This window comes from Pseudomonas sp. Tun-23181 (genome assembly GCF_057415455.1).
In genome coordinates, this window is sequence record NZ_CM171630.1 from 5,782,946 (window position 1) to 5,795,221 (window position 12,276).

Consider the following 12,276-nt stretch of genomic DNA (forward strand, 5'->3'; position numbering starts at 1 on the left):
CCGGGGGCCGCAGGTATGACGTTTTTGTAGCGCGCCGCTTTACAAGGTGCGCTGCTGGAGCGGGGCCGCAGCGGCTTCGTAAGGTGCATGCACATCAACTGTGAACGGCCCTGCGGGCCCGTTTCGACTGTGCAAAGAGAGCGTTCCCATGCATTCCACAATCCCCTGCAAACCTGACCCCGATCACGAGCCACCCGTCCCGCTTACCCGCCGGGAAAGCCAGGTACTGCTCTGGTGTGCCTATGGCAAGACATCCTGGGAAATCGGCCAGATCCTCGGCTGCAAGGAGTCGACCGTGAACTTCCATATCGGCAACGTGCTGCGCAAGTTCGCGGTGAATACGCGCATCGCCGCGGTGATCAAGGCGATCCGCTACGGCATGTTGCAGGACCAGTGATGGGGGCCGTCCTGATGAACTGTGTTTCACACTCCCCGATGCACGATGAGCCGACGCTGCCCGGGCGGCGCTACCTGGCGTGCCACGACCCTTTCTGGCCACGTATCGAGTTGCAGGCGCTGCGCCAACGGCTGCAACTGCCAGGGCATGTCAGCGATACGCAACTGGAGCTCGCCGCGTGGGAGGGGGTCGATATCGCTGCCCGGGAGTTCGCCACCTGGCGGCGCTGCTTGCGCGAGCGCGGCTACCGGCGCCTTGCCGACGTCTCGGGGCATGCCCATGGCCGGGCACTGTCGATCTGCTACCTGCGCCTGGTGGAAGCCGCTACCCGACGTGCACTGGTCCGCCATGCCATGCCGGCGATCAACAGCAGGCAGTGTGAGGTGCCGTATGCATGAGGTCGTGGAGGCTGCCGCGTTGGCTTGGCGGCAGAGCCAGGTCAGTGGCGAGGCACTGGGGTTCGACAGCCAGGCCGTGTTCGGCGCACTGCTTGGCGCCTGGCTGGTCAGCAGCTCACGGCGCAGGCTCAAGGCCTGGGTCGTGATCGGCTCGCGCAGGCCATTGAAGGTATGGCAGCGGATGGTGACGCTGCTCTTGTCTGCGGGCGTGGGCTATCTCTTCACGCCGCTGATGCTGTCGCTGGTGCCTTTTTTATCCAGCGGCGTCGCGGCCTTCGTCGCGGCGGTGGTGGTGATCCCGATCAGCATCAAGGTCATGTTCTGGCTGGATGCGGCCGATCTCAAGGACATCGTCCAGCGCTGGCGACGGGGAGGGTAGCCCTATCGTCCGGCCAGGCGGTTGCTCAGCTCGTCCACACGTTGCTCCAATTGGTAGAGGCGCAACTTGTCCTCGACGTTGGCGCGGATGGCCTGCAGGTCGCCGGGCGACAGGCCCTGCAACTGCCTCATCAGGTCCGGCTCCCAGCCTGGCGCTGTGGTGGCATCCGAGGGGGCGGCTGGCGTGCGGGCCTGGGCACCTTCGCCCAGCAACAGCCAGTCGAGGGAAAGCCCGTGTGCCAGCGCCAGGTCTATGCATAACGCATAGGGAATGCGCTCGCGTACTTTCCAACTGCTCAATGTCTGCGGGCTCACGTCGAGGGCCTTGGCAAGCTCTGCGTCGGTGCTGGACCCCGTCATGAGCTTCAAGCGGCCCAGGATTGCAGGAAGGCATTTATTACTCATTATGAATATCCGTAGCGAGCTCTGATAAGATGCGTAGGAAATGAATACTCGATTTGAATATATTGGCAGGATCCCACTCAGCTTCGAATGGTACGCAATATGATAGCGACGAAAAATCCCACATTTGCATGGGCGCATGCCTACGAGAATTGCAGAATTGGCCTACAAGAGTCGGCCTGGGTAATGGACGTACGGGAGCGGGACTGCTCGACATCACCAGGCAGCCTCATGGCGTCCCGGATGTCCGGCAGGAGGTCGATGTGAGTAGCTACAAGCTGGTCTGCCCTCATTGCAACAGCCGAATGCGCATTCGAACCAGCGAAGGGCGGCACGTCTTTCTCAGGGTCGCCTACCTGCAATGCATCAACGAAGCCTGTGGCTGGTCGGTACGTGCCCAGTTCGAGATGACCCATGAGCTATCCCCCAGCGGCATGCCGAACCCCGATGTGCACCTGCCCAGCGCCTATGGCGAACTGCGACGTGCCGCCCGTAATCCAGGCAGGGCAGGCAAGCCGAGCCGTGAGAGTGCCGAGACACCTGGCACGGTATGACATGCCTTTGTGGCCAGCCCATAAAAAAACACCCCGCATGAGCGGGGTGTCTTGTTTCTGCCAGGCGATCAGCCGACCAGTTGCAAGCCGGCTTGTTGCACCAGTTCCAGCAGTGGCTGCGGATACACGCCGAGGACGAAGGCGAGGATGGCGATGGCCAGCAGCATGACGCCGCCGGTGCGCTGTTCCCACTTCAGCGGGGCGTCGTGGCGACGCAGGTTCGGCTCGACCAGGTACAGGGTGACCATGACGCGCAGGTAGTAGTACACGCCGATGGCGCTACCGATCACCAGGGCGCCGACCAGCCACCACAGGTGCGACTCGACGCCGGTAGCGATGATGTAGAACTTGCCGATGAAGCCCGCGGTCAGCGGGATACCGGCCAGCGACAGCATCATCACGGTGAGCACCGCGGTCAGGTACGGACGGCGCCAGAACAGGCCACGGTACTCGTACAGGGCGTCGGCGTCACGGCCGCCGTAAGGCGAGGACATCAGGGTGATCACGCCGAAGGCGCCCAGGCTGGTGATCACGTAGGTGACCAGGTACACGCCGATGGCTTCGGTGGCCAGGCCCTTGCTCGCCACCAGGGCGATCACCAGGTAGCCGAAGTGGGCGATGGACGAGTAACCGAGCAGACGCTTGAGGTTGCTCTGGGTCAGCGCCAGCAGGTTGCCGATCAGGATCGAGGCGACCGCGATCACTGCCAGGACGGTGCTCAGCACGCCGCTGCTGGCAGCAGGGGAGAGCATGAACAGGCGTACCACCACGGCGAACACCGCGACCTTGCTGGCCGTGGCCAGGAACGCGGCGACCGGTGCCGGGGCGCCTTCGTAGACGTCCGGGGTCCACAGGTGGAAGGGCACCAGCGACAGCTTGAATGCCAGGCCGACCAGCATCATGCCCAGGCCCAGTTGGGCCAGCAGGCTCGGCATGCCGGTGCTGGCCAGGGCCTTGCCGATGCCGTCGAAGGTCAGGCTGCCGGCGTCGGCGTACAGCAGGGCCATGCCGAACAGCAGGAAGGCCGAACCCGCCGCAGAGAGCACCATGTACTTGATGCCGGCTTCCAGCGAGCGCTTGTTGAAGAAGGCATACGCCACCAGGCCGTAGACCGGGACCGACAGCAGCTCGAGGCCGATGAACAGGCCAGCCAGGTGGTTGGCGCTGACCAGCACCAGGCCACCCAGGGCAGACATCAGCAGCAGCAGGTACAGCTCTTCGCGGTTGCCTGGGTAGCCCTTTGAGCCCTCGCCCAGGTAGGCGTGGGCGAGGGTGACGCAGGCCAGCGTGGCCACCAGGACCAGCGCCATGTACAGGCAGGCGAACTTGTCGAAGGTGACCAGCGAGGTGACCGCCAGCGGCGCGACCTTCAACGCCGGGAGGATCGACAGCAGGGCCAGGTTCAGGCCCACGGTGGACAGCAGGAAGGTCTGCGAGTGGTTACGGCGCCAGGCGATGGCCAGCATCACCACCACCGTGGTGATGGTGGTGATCAGTATCGGCGCCAATGCGATGAAGTGTTGAGTGGTGAATTCCATAGCGCTCTTACCGGGCCGAAGCGAGTTGAGTGAAAGCGGAACCGAGCCACTGCTGCACACCGCTCATGGTGGCGGCAGAGGTATCCAGGAACGGCTGCGGGTACACGCCCAGCAGGACCAGCAGCACCGCCAGGCCCAGGACCATGACCAGTTCGCGGCCATCCATGCCGGCCAGCACGGCGTCGGTCTTGGTCGGGCCGAAGTAGGCTCGGTGGATCATGATCAGCGAGTACACGGAGCCGAAGACCAAGCCAGTGGTGGCGATCACGGCAATCCATGGCACGCTGGCGAAGCTGCCGATCAGGATCAGGAATTCGCCGACGAAGTTACCGGTGCCCGGCAGGCCCAGCGAGGCGGCGGCGAAGAACAGGCTGATCGCCGGCAGGTAGGCGATGCGGTGCCACAGGCCACCCATCTGGCGCATGTCGCGGGTGTGCAGGCGTTCGTACAGCTGGCCGGCGAGGATGAACAGCGCGGCGGCCGACAGGCCGTGGGCCAGCATCTGGATCACCGCGCCCTGCAGGGCCTGCTGGCTGCCGGAGTAGATGCCGATCAGCACGAAGCCCATGTGCGAGACGCTGGAGAAGGCGACCAGGCGCTTGATGTCGGTTTGCGCGAAGGCCAGGAAGGCACCGTAGAAGATACCGATCAGGCCCAGGGCCATGGCCACCGGCGCGAACTCCGCCGAGGCATTCGGGAACAGCGGCAGGGCGAAGCGCAGCAGGCCATAGGCCGCGGTCTTCAGCAGGATGCCCGCCAGGTCCACGGAGCCTGCGGTCGGCGCCTGGGCGTGGGCGTCAGGCAGCCAGGAGTGGAACGGCACCACCGGCAGCTTCACCGCGAAGGCGATGAAGAAGCCCAGCATCAGCAGGAACTCGGTGCCGGCCGGCATCTGCGCCTTGAGCAGGTCGCTGTAGTTGAAGGTGATGACGCCGGTGGCGTTGTAGTTGACCAGCACCAGGCCGAGGATCGCCACCAGCATGATCAGGCCGCTGGCCTGGGTGAAGATGAAGAACTTGGTCGCGGCGTAGATCCGGGTCTTCTTGCCGTCCGCGGAGCTGTGACCCCAGAGCGCGATGAGGAAGTACATCGGCACCAGCATCATTTCCCAGAAGAAGAAGAACAGGAACAGGTCCAGGGCCAGGAACACACCGACCACGCCACCGAGGATCCACATCAGGTTGAGGTGGAAGAAGCCGACATGGCGCTGGATCTCTTTCCAGGAGCACAGCACCGACAGTACGCCGAGCAGGCCGGTCAGCAGGATCATCAGCAGCGACAGGCCATCGAGGGCCAGGTGGATGCTGATGCCGAAGCGCTGGATCCACTGGAGCTTGTATTCCAGGGTCCAGGCCGGTTCCGCGCCCGGAGCCGGGGCCAGGGTGTAGTCGCCGTTGCCCCACAGCCACAGGCCGATACCGAGCAACAGGGACATGGTCAGCAGCGCGATCCAGCGAGGCAGGGTGGTGCCGAAGCGCTCACCCAGCCAGCACAGGAGGCCGCCGATGAAGGGGATCAGGATCAGCCAAGGCAGAATCATGACGGGTTCGTTTCCTTTCGCAAAGTCGCAAGGTTCATAGTCATACCGCAGCCATCAGCACGGCACCGAGCACGAGCACGGCACCCACGGCGATCGAGGCGGTGTACCAGCGCAGCTGGCCGGTCTCGGTCTTGCTCATGGCGACGTGACCGCCGCGTGCCATCCGAGGAATCAGGCCGATGCTGCGGTCAACCGGATCCTTGCGCAGGATGTGGCTGATCAGCAGGTAGGGTTTGACGAACAGCTTGTCGTAGATCCAGTCGAAGCCCCAGGCAGCGAACCACCAGGCCGACAGGACACGACCGATGCCGCTGCTGGCGATGGCGGTGACCAGGCGACGCTTGCCCAGGAACAGCACCGCCGCCAGCAGGATACCGGCGATGGCGATGGCGCCCGAGGCGATCTCCAGGCTGTGCTTGGCTTCGCCGCCGGCATGGCCGACGCTCTCAGGCAGCACGCCGGCCAGCGGCGGATGGATCCAGGCACCGATGAAGGTCGACAGCACGATCAGCACGCCCAGCGGCAGCCAGTGGGCGATGCCGTGGCCAGCGTGGGCTTCGGTCTTGGCTTCGCCGTGGAAGGCGATGAAGATCAGCCGGAAGGTGTACAGCGAGGTCATGAATGCACCGACCAGGCCGGCGTACAACAGGCCGGTGTGGCCGCTGGCGAAGGCTTCCCAGAGGATCTCGTCCTTGGAGTAGAAGCCGACGGTCAGGATCGGCAGGGCCGCCAGGGCGGCGCCACCGACCACGAAGCTGGCGTAGGCCAGCGGCAGTTTCTTCCACAGGCCGCCCATCTTGAAGATGTTCTGCTCGTGGTGGCAGGCATTGATCACCGCACCGGAGGCAAGGAACAGCAGGGCCTTGAAGAATGCGTGGGTCATCAGGTGGAAGATCGCCGCGTCCCAGGCACCCACGCCGAGCGCCAGGAACATGTAGCCGATCTGGCTCATGGTCGAGTAGGCGAGGATACGCTTGATGTCGGTTTGTACCAGGGCGGCGAAGCCGGCCAGGACCAGGGTCACGCCACCGACGATGCCGACCAGGTGCAGGATGTCCGGCGCCAGGGCGAACAGGCCGTGGGTACGGGCGATCAGGTAGACGCCCGCGGTCACCATGGTCGCGGCGTGGATCAGCGCCGAGACCGGGGTCGGGCCGGCCATCGCGTCGGCGAGCCAGGTCTGCAGCGGCAGCTGGGCCGACTTGCCGACCGCACCGCCGAGCAGCATCAGGGTCGCCAGGACCATCCAGGTGTCGCCAGCCTGGAACTTCTGCGGTGCCAGCACCAGCAGCTCCTGGACGTCCAGGGTACCCAGCTGGACGAACAGGATAAACAGGCCGATGGCCATGAACACGTCGCCGACACGGGTGACGATGAAGGCCTTCAGGGCTGCGTTGCCGTTGTTGCGGTTGCTGTAGTAGAAACCGATCAACAGGTACGAGCACAGGCCCACGCCTTCCCAACCGAAGTAGATGAACAGCAGGTTGTCGCCCAGCACCAGGAACAGCATGCTGGCGATGAACAGGTTGGTGTAGGCGAAGAACCGCGAATAGCCGGCTTCACCGCGCATGTACCAGGAGGCGAACAGGTGGATCAGGAAGCCGACGCCGGTGACCACGCCGAGCATGGTGACCGACAGGCCGTCCAGGTACAGGGTGAAGTTCGGCGCGAAGCCGTCCACCGACATCCACTGCCACAGCAGCTGGCTGTACGCGCCACCTTCAGGTGGCGCGACGTTGAACTGCCAGATCACGTAGGCGGCCACCGCGGCCGAGAGGCCGACGGAACCGACGCCGATCAGCGCGGACAGGTTCTCCGAGAACCGACCGCGGGAGAACGACAGCAGCAGGAAGCCGATCAGGGGAAAGACGAAAGTCAGGAAGAGAAGGTTCATCCGCGCATCTCACTGGCAGCATCGATGTCGAGAGTGTGGAAGCGGCGATACAGCTGCAGCAGGATCGCCAGGCCAATGCTGGCCTCGGCCGCCGCCAGGCTGATCACCAGGATGAACATCACCTGTCCATCCGGTTGCACCCAGCGGCTGCCGGCGACGATGAACGCCAGGGCAGAGGCGTTCATCATGACTTCCAGGCTCATGAGTACGAAGAGAATGTTGCGCCGGACCATCAGGCCGACCAGACCGAGGCAGAACAGGATGCCGGCGACTGCCAGACCGTGCTCGAGAGGGATAGCAGGCATGATTTACTCCTTCGCCTCGTTGCGGCCCAGGTGGAAGGCCGTGACGGCTGCGGCGAGCAGCAGCATCGAGGCCAGTTCGACCACCAGCAGGTAAGGACCGAACAGGCTGATGCCGACGGTCTTGGCGTCCACGGTGGTACCGCTGATGGCCGCGCCGCTCGGCTCGGCGAACAGCACGTAGAGCAGCTCCAGCAGCAGCAGGGCGGCCAGGAATACCGGCCCGGCCCAGATGCCTGGCTTGAGCCAGCCGCGTTCCTGGGCGACCGAGGCCGGCCCGAGGTTGAGCATCATCACCACGAAGACGAACAGCACCATGATGGCGCCAGCGTAGGCGATCACTTCCAGGGCGCCGGCGAACGGTGCACCCAGGGAGAAGAAGATCATCGCCACGGAGATCAGGGAAATGATCAGGTAGAGCAGGGCGTGCACGGGGTTGGTGCCGGTCACCACCCGAAGGGTGGAGACCACGGCGATCCCGGATGCGAAGTAGAAAGCGAATTCCATCTTTCTGTCCTTATGGGAGCAAGCTCTTCACGTTGATCGGCTCGGCTTCGTTCTGCGCGGCGCCTTTCGGCTTGCCGGCGATGGCCATGCCCGCAACACGGTAGAAGTTGTAGTCAGGGTTCTTGCCGGGGCCGGAGATCAGGAGGTCTTCCTTCTCGTACACCAGGTCCTGACGCTTGAACTCGGCCATTTCGAAATCCGGGGTCAGCTGGATCGCGGTGGTCGGGCACGCTTCCTCGCACAGGCCGCAGAAGATGCAGCGCGAGAAGTTGATGCGGAAGAACTCCGGATACCAGCGGCCGTCCTCGGTCTCGGCCTTCTGCAGCGAGATGCAGCCGACCGGGCAGGCCACCGCGCAGAGGTTGCACGCCACGCAGCGCTCCTCGCCGTCGGGGTCGCGGGTCAGGACGATGCGGCCACGGTAGCGCGGCGGCAGGTACACAGGTTCTTCGGGGTACTGCAGGGTGTCGCGCTTGCGGAACCCGTGGGAAAATATCATCGCCAGGCTGCGCAGCTGGGTGCCGGTGCCCTTAACGATATCGCCGATATATTTGAACATGGGTCAAATCCTCACTGGGCCGCGACGGCTGGCGTGTTGTAGAGCACGATCGCAGCGGTCACCAGCAAATTGATCAGGGTCAGCGGCAGGCAGAACTTCCAGCTGAAGTCCATCACCTGGTCATAGCGTGGGCGCGGGATCGAGGCGCGCAGCAGGATGAACAGCATGATGAAGAACGCGGTCTTGAGCGCGAACCACAGGAACGGTACCTGTGGCAGCAGGCCGAACGGGCCGTGCCAGCCGCCGAAGAACAGGGTCACCAGCAGCGCCGAGATCAGGATGATGCCGATGTACTCGCCGACGAAGAACATGCCCCACTTCATGCCGGCATACTCGATGTGGTAGCCGTCGGCCAGTTCCTGTTCCGCTTCCGGCTGGTCGAACGGGTGACGGTGGGTCACGGCGACGCCAGCGATGAAGAAGGTGCAGAAGCCGAAGAACTGCGGAATGATGAACCACAGGTTCTGCGCCTGGTAGTCGACGATGTCGCGCATGTTGAACGAACCGGCCTGAACCACCACGCCCATCAGCGCCAGGCCCAGGAACACTTCGTACGACACGGTCTGCGCCGAGGCCCGCAGGCTGCCGAGCAGGGCGTACTTGTTGTTCGACGACCAGCCGGCGAACAGCACCGCATAGACCGAAAGGCCGGCCATGGCGAAGAAGAACAGCAAGCCGATGTTCAGGTCGGCAACGCCCCAGGTCGGGGTGATCGGGATGATCACGAAGGCGATCAGCAGGGCGCTCATGGCCACCACGGGCGCCAGGGTGAAGATCATGCGATCGACGAAGGGCGGGTTCCAGTCTTCCTTGAAGAACATCTTCAGCATGTCGGCGGCGATCTGGAACATGCCGAACGGGCCGACGCGGTTCGGACCGTAGCGGTCCTGCCACCAGCCCAGCAGGCGGCGCTCGACGAAGCTGAGCAGCGCGCCGCAGACCACCACCGCCAGCAGGACCACGATGGCCCTGACGACGGAGAGGATCACTTCGATCACTTCGGGGGTGAACCAGCTCATTGTGCTGCCTCCTGCAGGCCTTCGACGGTTGCGCCGAAGATCGCTGGCGGAATACCGGCCAGGCCTTTCGGCAGGGCGACCAGGCCTGCGCCCAGCTGTTCATTGACACGCAGCGGCAGGCGCAGCGACTGGCCCGCCACGTTCAGGCTGAGCAGGGCGCCGTCGTTGACGCCCAGGCGGTCGGCCTCGGACTTGGCCAGGGCCACGTAGGCGGCCGGAATGCGCTCCTGCACCGGGGCGGCACGCGACGAGTTCTCCTCGCTGCCGAACAGGTGGTAGAAGGGCACGGCCTGCCAGGTGCCACGGGCCGGGTTGAAGGCGCCCGGGATGGCGGTGAACCAGTTCAGGCGATCGCCTTGAGACTCGATCAGGCGGATACCTGGGTCGCCCGCGCGCAGGTGACCACCGACCTCGTCCTGGAACTTGTTCCAGGCCTGCGGCGAGTTCCAGCCCGGCGACCAGGCGAACGGCACCTGCTGGCGCGGCTCGGCGCTGCCCGAGTAGCCTTCCATGGAGAAGGCGAAGGCGCTGTCCTTGTCTTGCGGGGTGCGTGGCTCATGCACGCTGATGTTGGCGCGCATGGCGGTACGGCCGGAGTAGCGCAACGGCTCGCGCGCCAGCTTCAGGCCCTTGATGCGGAACGCGGCGCTCGGCGCGGCATTGACGATGCCGGCCAGTTGCGGTGCGGCTTCGGCGCAGGCGCTGGTGACGTGGTCCAGCTGGGTCCAGTCGACCGGCTTGTTCAGCAGGGTGGCACGCAGGGCGTGCATCCAGCGCCAGCCTTCGTGGATCAGGATGCTGCTGTCCAGGTACTGCGGGTCGAATACCTGGAAGAAGCGCTGGGCACGGCCTTCCTGGCTGACCAGGGTGCCGTCGCCTTCGGCGAAGGAGGCAGCTGGCAGCACTAGGTGGGCGCGAGCGGTGGTGGCAGTCTTGGAGTGGTCGGCGACGATCACCACCTTGGCCGCGGCCAGGGCCGCATCGACCTTGGCGGCCGGCACCCGGGCGTACAGGTCGTTCTCCAGTACCACGATGGCGTCGGCCTTGCCGCTGATCACCGCGTCCAGCGCGGCGTCCACGGACTCGCCGCCCATCATGGCCATGCCCAGGCTGTTGGCTTCGGGCACCACGAGGCTCAGCGAACCGTTCTTCTCGCGCAGCTTCAGGGCCTTGGCGATGTTGGCGGCGGCCTCGATCAGCGCCGGGTCGGCCAGCGACGTACCGGCCACGACCAGCGGACGCTGGGCGGCGACCAGGGCATCGGCGATACGCTGGGCCAGGGCCTTGGCTTCGCTGTCCAGGCCCTCGACGGCCGGAGCGCTCGGGTCGATGGCGTGGGCCACGGCGAAGCCCAGGCGGGCGAGGTCGGCCGGGGCTGCGTGGACGCATTCCTCGGCGACGTCGTCGAGCTTGGTCTCGGCCAGGCTGGCGATGAACAGCGGGTACAGGGCGTGCTGGCCGATGTTCTTCACCGCGGCGTCGAGCCACGGCTGGACCTTCATGGCGTCGGCCATGGCCTCGGCCTTGCCCTTGGTGGCCTGGCGCACGGCCAGGGCGACACGGGCGGCGGTCTGGGTCAGGTCCTCGCCGAGGACGAACACGGCATCGTGGTCCTCGATCTCGCGCAGGGTCGGCACGGGCAGCGGGCTGTCGTTCAGCACGTTCAGGGCCAGGCGCACGCGGGCCAGCTCACCGGCCTCCATGCCCGAGTAGAAGTACTCGGCACCGACCAGCTCGCGCAGGCCGTAGTTGCTCTCCAGGCTCGCGCGCGGCGAGCCGATGCCGACGATGGTGCGGCCGCGCAGCAGGTCGGCAGCCTTGTCCAGGGCGGCGTCCAGGCCCAGCTTGGTACCGTCGGCGAGCATCGGCTGGCGCGGACGGTCCTTGCGGTTGACGTAGCCATAGCCGAAGCGGCCACGGTCGCACAGGAAGTACTGGTTGACCGAGCCGTTGAAGCGGTTCTCGATACGGCGCAGTTCGCCGTAGCGCTCGCCGGGGCTGATGTTGCAGCCGCTGGAGCAGCCGTGGCAGATGCTCGGGGCGAACTGCATGTCCCACTTGCGGTTGTAGCGCTCGGAGTGGGTCTTGTCGGTGAACACACCGGTCGGGCAGACCTCGGTCAGGTTGCCGGAGAACTCGCTCTCCAGCACGCCGTCCTCGACGCGACCGAAGTACACGTTGTCGTGGGCGCCGTAGACACCCAGGTCGGTGCCGCCGGCATAGTCCTTGTAGTAGCGCACGCAGCGGTAACAGGCGATGCAGCGGTTCATCTCATGGGCGATGAACGGGCCGAGGTCCTGGTTCTGGTGAGTACGCTTGGTGAAACGGTAGCGGCGCTCGTTGTGGCCGGTCATTACCGTCATGTCCTGCAGGTGGCAGTGACCGCCTTCCTCGCACACCGGGCAGTCGTGCGGGTGGTTGGTCATCAGCCATTCGACGACGCTGGCGCGAAACGCCTTGGACTCTTCATCGTCGATGGAGATCCAGGTGCCGTCGGAGGCAGGGGTCATGCAGGACATGACGATACGACCACGGGTGTCGTTCTCGTCGGTGTACTGCTTGACCGCGCACTGCCGGCAGGCACCGACGCTACCGAGCGCCGGGTGCCAGCAGAAATAGGGGATGTCGAGGCCGAGTGACAGACAGGCCTGTAACAGGTTGTCCGCACCGTTGACTTCGAGCGCTTTGCCGTCTACGTGGATAGTGGCCATGGTTCAAAGTTCTTCGTTGGCCCGCGTGAGCAGGCGTGGCTAATGGAAATCGGTGTGCCTGCGGCTCGCGCGGTGAG

General features: G+C 65.0%; 13 protein-coding genes. 4 read left to right on the forward strand and 9 right to left on the reverse strand.

The features are described 5' to 3' along the window. Window positions 1–148 precede the first annotated feature (148 nt). From ACDI39_RS27175 to ACDI39_RS27185, 3 genes are read left to right on the forward strand one after another with little or no spacing between them, the layout of a single operon-like run. Window positions 149–397 carry a helix-turn-helix domain-containing protein gene (locus ACDI39_RS27175; protein ID WP_225788462.1) on the forward strand — a complete coding sequence of 83 codons (249 nt, stop codon included), beginning with the start codon at window positions 149–151 and terminating at the stop codon, window positions 395–397. A gap of 38 nt (window positions 398–435) precedes the next feature. Continuing rightward, entirely contained in the window at window positions 436–795 is a 360-nt protein-coding gene (locus ACDI39_RS27180) for a head completion/stabilization protein (protein ID WP_225788485.1), read from the forward strand. Next, window positions 788–1,174: a hypothetical protein gene (locus tag ACDI39_RS27185; protein WP_225788461.1), complete on the forward strand. Its 387-nt coding sequence runs from the start codon at window positions 788–790 to the stop codon at window positions 1,172–1,174. The genes ACDI39_RS27180 and ACDI39_RS27185 overlap by 8 nt, the downstream gene beginning before the upstream one ends. A 2-nt stretch (window positions 1,175–1,176) precedes the next feature. Here ACDI39_RS27185 and ACDI39_RS27190 read toward each other — a convergent pair whose 3' ends face one another. After that, complete coding sequence (locus ACDI39_RS27190; RefSeq protein ID WP_225788460.1) at window positions 1,177–1,578, reverse strand: helix-turn-helix domain-containing protein; 402 nt, start codon at window positions 1,576–1,578, stop codon at window positions 1,177–1,179. A 260-nt stretch (window positions 1,579–1,838) separates the two neighbouring features. Here ACDI39_RS27190 and ACDI39_RS27195 point away from each other — a divergent pair, with 260 nt between their 5' ends. Continuing rightward, complete coding sequence (locus ACDI39_RS27195; protein ID WP_225788459.1) at window positions 1,839–2,129, forward strand: Ogr/Delta-like zinc finger protein; 291 nt, start codon at window positions 1,839–1,841, stop codon at window positions 2,127–2,129. 68 nt (window positions 2,130–2,197) lie between these two features. Here the strand turns inward: ACDI39_RS27195 and nuoN are convergent, their stop codons facing one another. The 8 genes from nuoN to nuoG are packed head-to-tail and all read right to left on the reverse strand — an operon-like array spanning window position 2,198 to window position 12,199. Next, window positions 2,198–3,667, reverse strand: coding sequence for an NADH-quinone oxidoreductase subunit NuoN (nuoN, locus tag ACDI39_RS27200; protein ID WP_225788458.1), 1,470 nt, complete (start codon window positions 3,665–3,667; stop codon window positions 2,198–2,200). 7 nt (window positions 3,668–3,674) lie between these two features. After that, on the reverse strand, window positions 3,675–5,207 hold the full coding sequence (nuoM, locus tag ACDI39_RS27205) for an NADH-quinone oxidoreductase subunit M (RefSeq protein WP_410045525.1): 1,533 nt from the start codon (window positions 5,205–5,207) through the stop codon (window positions 3,675–3,677). 40 nt (window positions 5,208–5,247) lie between these two features. Further along, the gene (gene nuoL, locus ACDI39_RS27210) at window positions 5,248–7,101 is read right to left on the reverse strand and encodes an NADH-quinone oxidoreductase subunit L (protein ID WP_486537186.1); all 1,854 of its coding nucleotides are present in this window, start codon (window positions 7,099–7,101) and stop codon (window positions 5,248–5,250) included. Then, entirely contained in the window at window positions 7,098–7,406 is a 309-nt protein-coding gene (nuoK, locus tag ACDI39_RS27215) for an NADH-quinone oxidoreductase subunit NuoK (RefSeq protein WP_225788455.1), read from the reverse strand. The genes nuoL and nuoK overlap by 4 nt, the downstream gene beginning before the upstream one ends. Before the next feature lie 3 nt (window positions 7,407–7,409). Next, a complete protein-coding gene (nuoJ, locus tag ACDI39_RS27220; RefSeq protein ID WP_070571836.1) occupies window positions 7,410–7,910 on the reverse strand; it encodes an NADH-quinone oxidoreductase subunit J in 501 nt (166 codons plus the stop codon). Between the two features lie 10 nt (window positions 7,911–7,920). Next, window positions 7,921–8,469: an NADH-quinone oxidoreductase subunit NuoI gene (gene nuoI, locus ACDI39_RS27225; protein ID WP_225788454.1), complete on the reverse strand. Its 549-nt coding sequence runs from the start codon at window positions 8,467–8,469 to the stop codon at window positions 7,921–7,923. Between the two features lie 11 nt (window positions 8,470–8,480). Beyond that, a complete protein-coding gene (gene nuoH / locus ACDI39_RS27230; protein ID WP_225788453.1) occupies window positions 8,481–9,488 on the reverse strand; it encodes an NADH-quinone oxidoreductase subunit NuoH in 1,008 nt (335 codons plus the stop codon). Beyond that, window positions 9,485–12,199, reverse strand: a complete 2,715-nt coding sequence (nuoG, locus tag ACDI39_RS27235) for an NADH-quinone oxidoreductase subunit NuoG (protein ID WP_225788452.1) — start codon at window positions 12,197–12,199, stop codon at window positions 9,485–9,487. The genes nuoH and nuoG overlap by 4 nt, the downstream gene beginning before the upstream one ends. Window positions 12,200–12,276: the final 77 nt, after the last annotated feature.

Bases quoted from the DNA above. Each gene is read 5' to 3' on its own strand.
- nuoK (WP_225788455.1), bottom strand. From the start codon at position 7,406: ATGCCTGCTATCCCTCTCGAGCACGGTCTGGCAGTCGCCGGCATCCTG.
- nuoI (WP_225788454.1), bottom strand. From the start codon at position 8,469: ATGTTCAAATATATCGGCGATATCGTTAAGGGCACCGGCACCCAGCTG.
- nuoJ (WP_070571836.1), bottom strand. From the start codon at position 7,910: ATGGAATTCGCTTTCTACTTCGCATCCGGGATCGCCGTGGTCTCCACC.
- nuoN (WP_225788458.1), bottom strand. From the start codon at position 3,667: ATGGAATTCACCACTCAACACTTCATCGCATTGGCGCCGATACTGATC.
- ACDI39_RS27185 (WP_225788461.1), top strand. From the start codon at position 788: ATGCATGAGGTCGTGGAGGCTGCCGCGTTGGCTTGGCGGCAGAGCCAG.
- nuoH (WP_225788453.1), bottom strand. From the start codon at position 9,488: ATGAGCTGGTTCACCCCCGAAGTGATCGAAGTGATCCTCTCCGTCGTC.
- ACDI39_RS27175 (WP_225788462.1), top strand. From the start codon at position 149: ATGCATTCCACAATCCCCTGCAAACCTGACCCCGATCACGAGCCACCC.
- nuoL (WP_486537186.1), bottom strand. From the start codon at position 7,101: ATGAACCTTCTCTTCCTGACTTTCGTCTTTCCCCTGATCGGCTTCCTG.
- ACDI39_RS27190 (WP_225788460.1), bottom strand. From the start codon at position 1,578: ATGAGTAATAAATGCCTTCCTGCAATCCTGGGCCGCTTGAAGCTCATG.
- ACDI39_RS27180 (WP_225788485.1), top strand. From the start codon at position 436: ATGCACGATGAGCCGACGCTGCCCGGGCGGCGCTACCTGGCGTGCCAC.
- nuoG (WP_225788452.1), bottom strand. From the start codon at position 12,199: ATGGCCACTATCCACGTAGACGGCAAAGCGCTCGAAGTCAACGGTGCG.
- nuoM (WP_410045525.1), bottom strand. From the start codon at position 5,207: ATGATTCTGCCTTGGCTGATCCTGATCCCCTTCATCGGCGGCCTCCTG.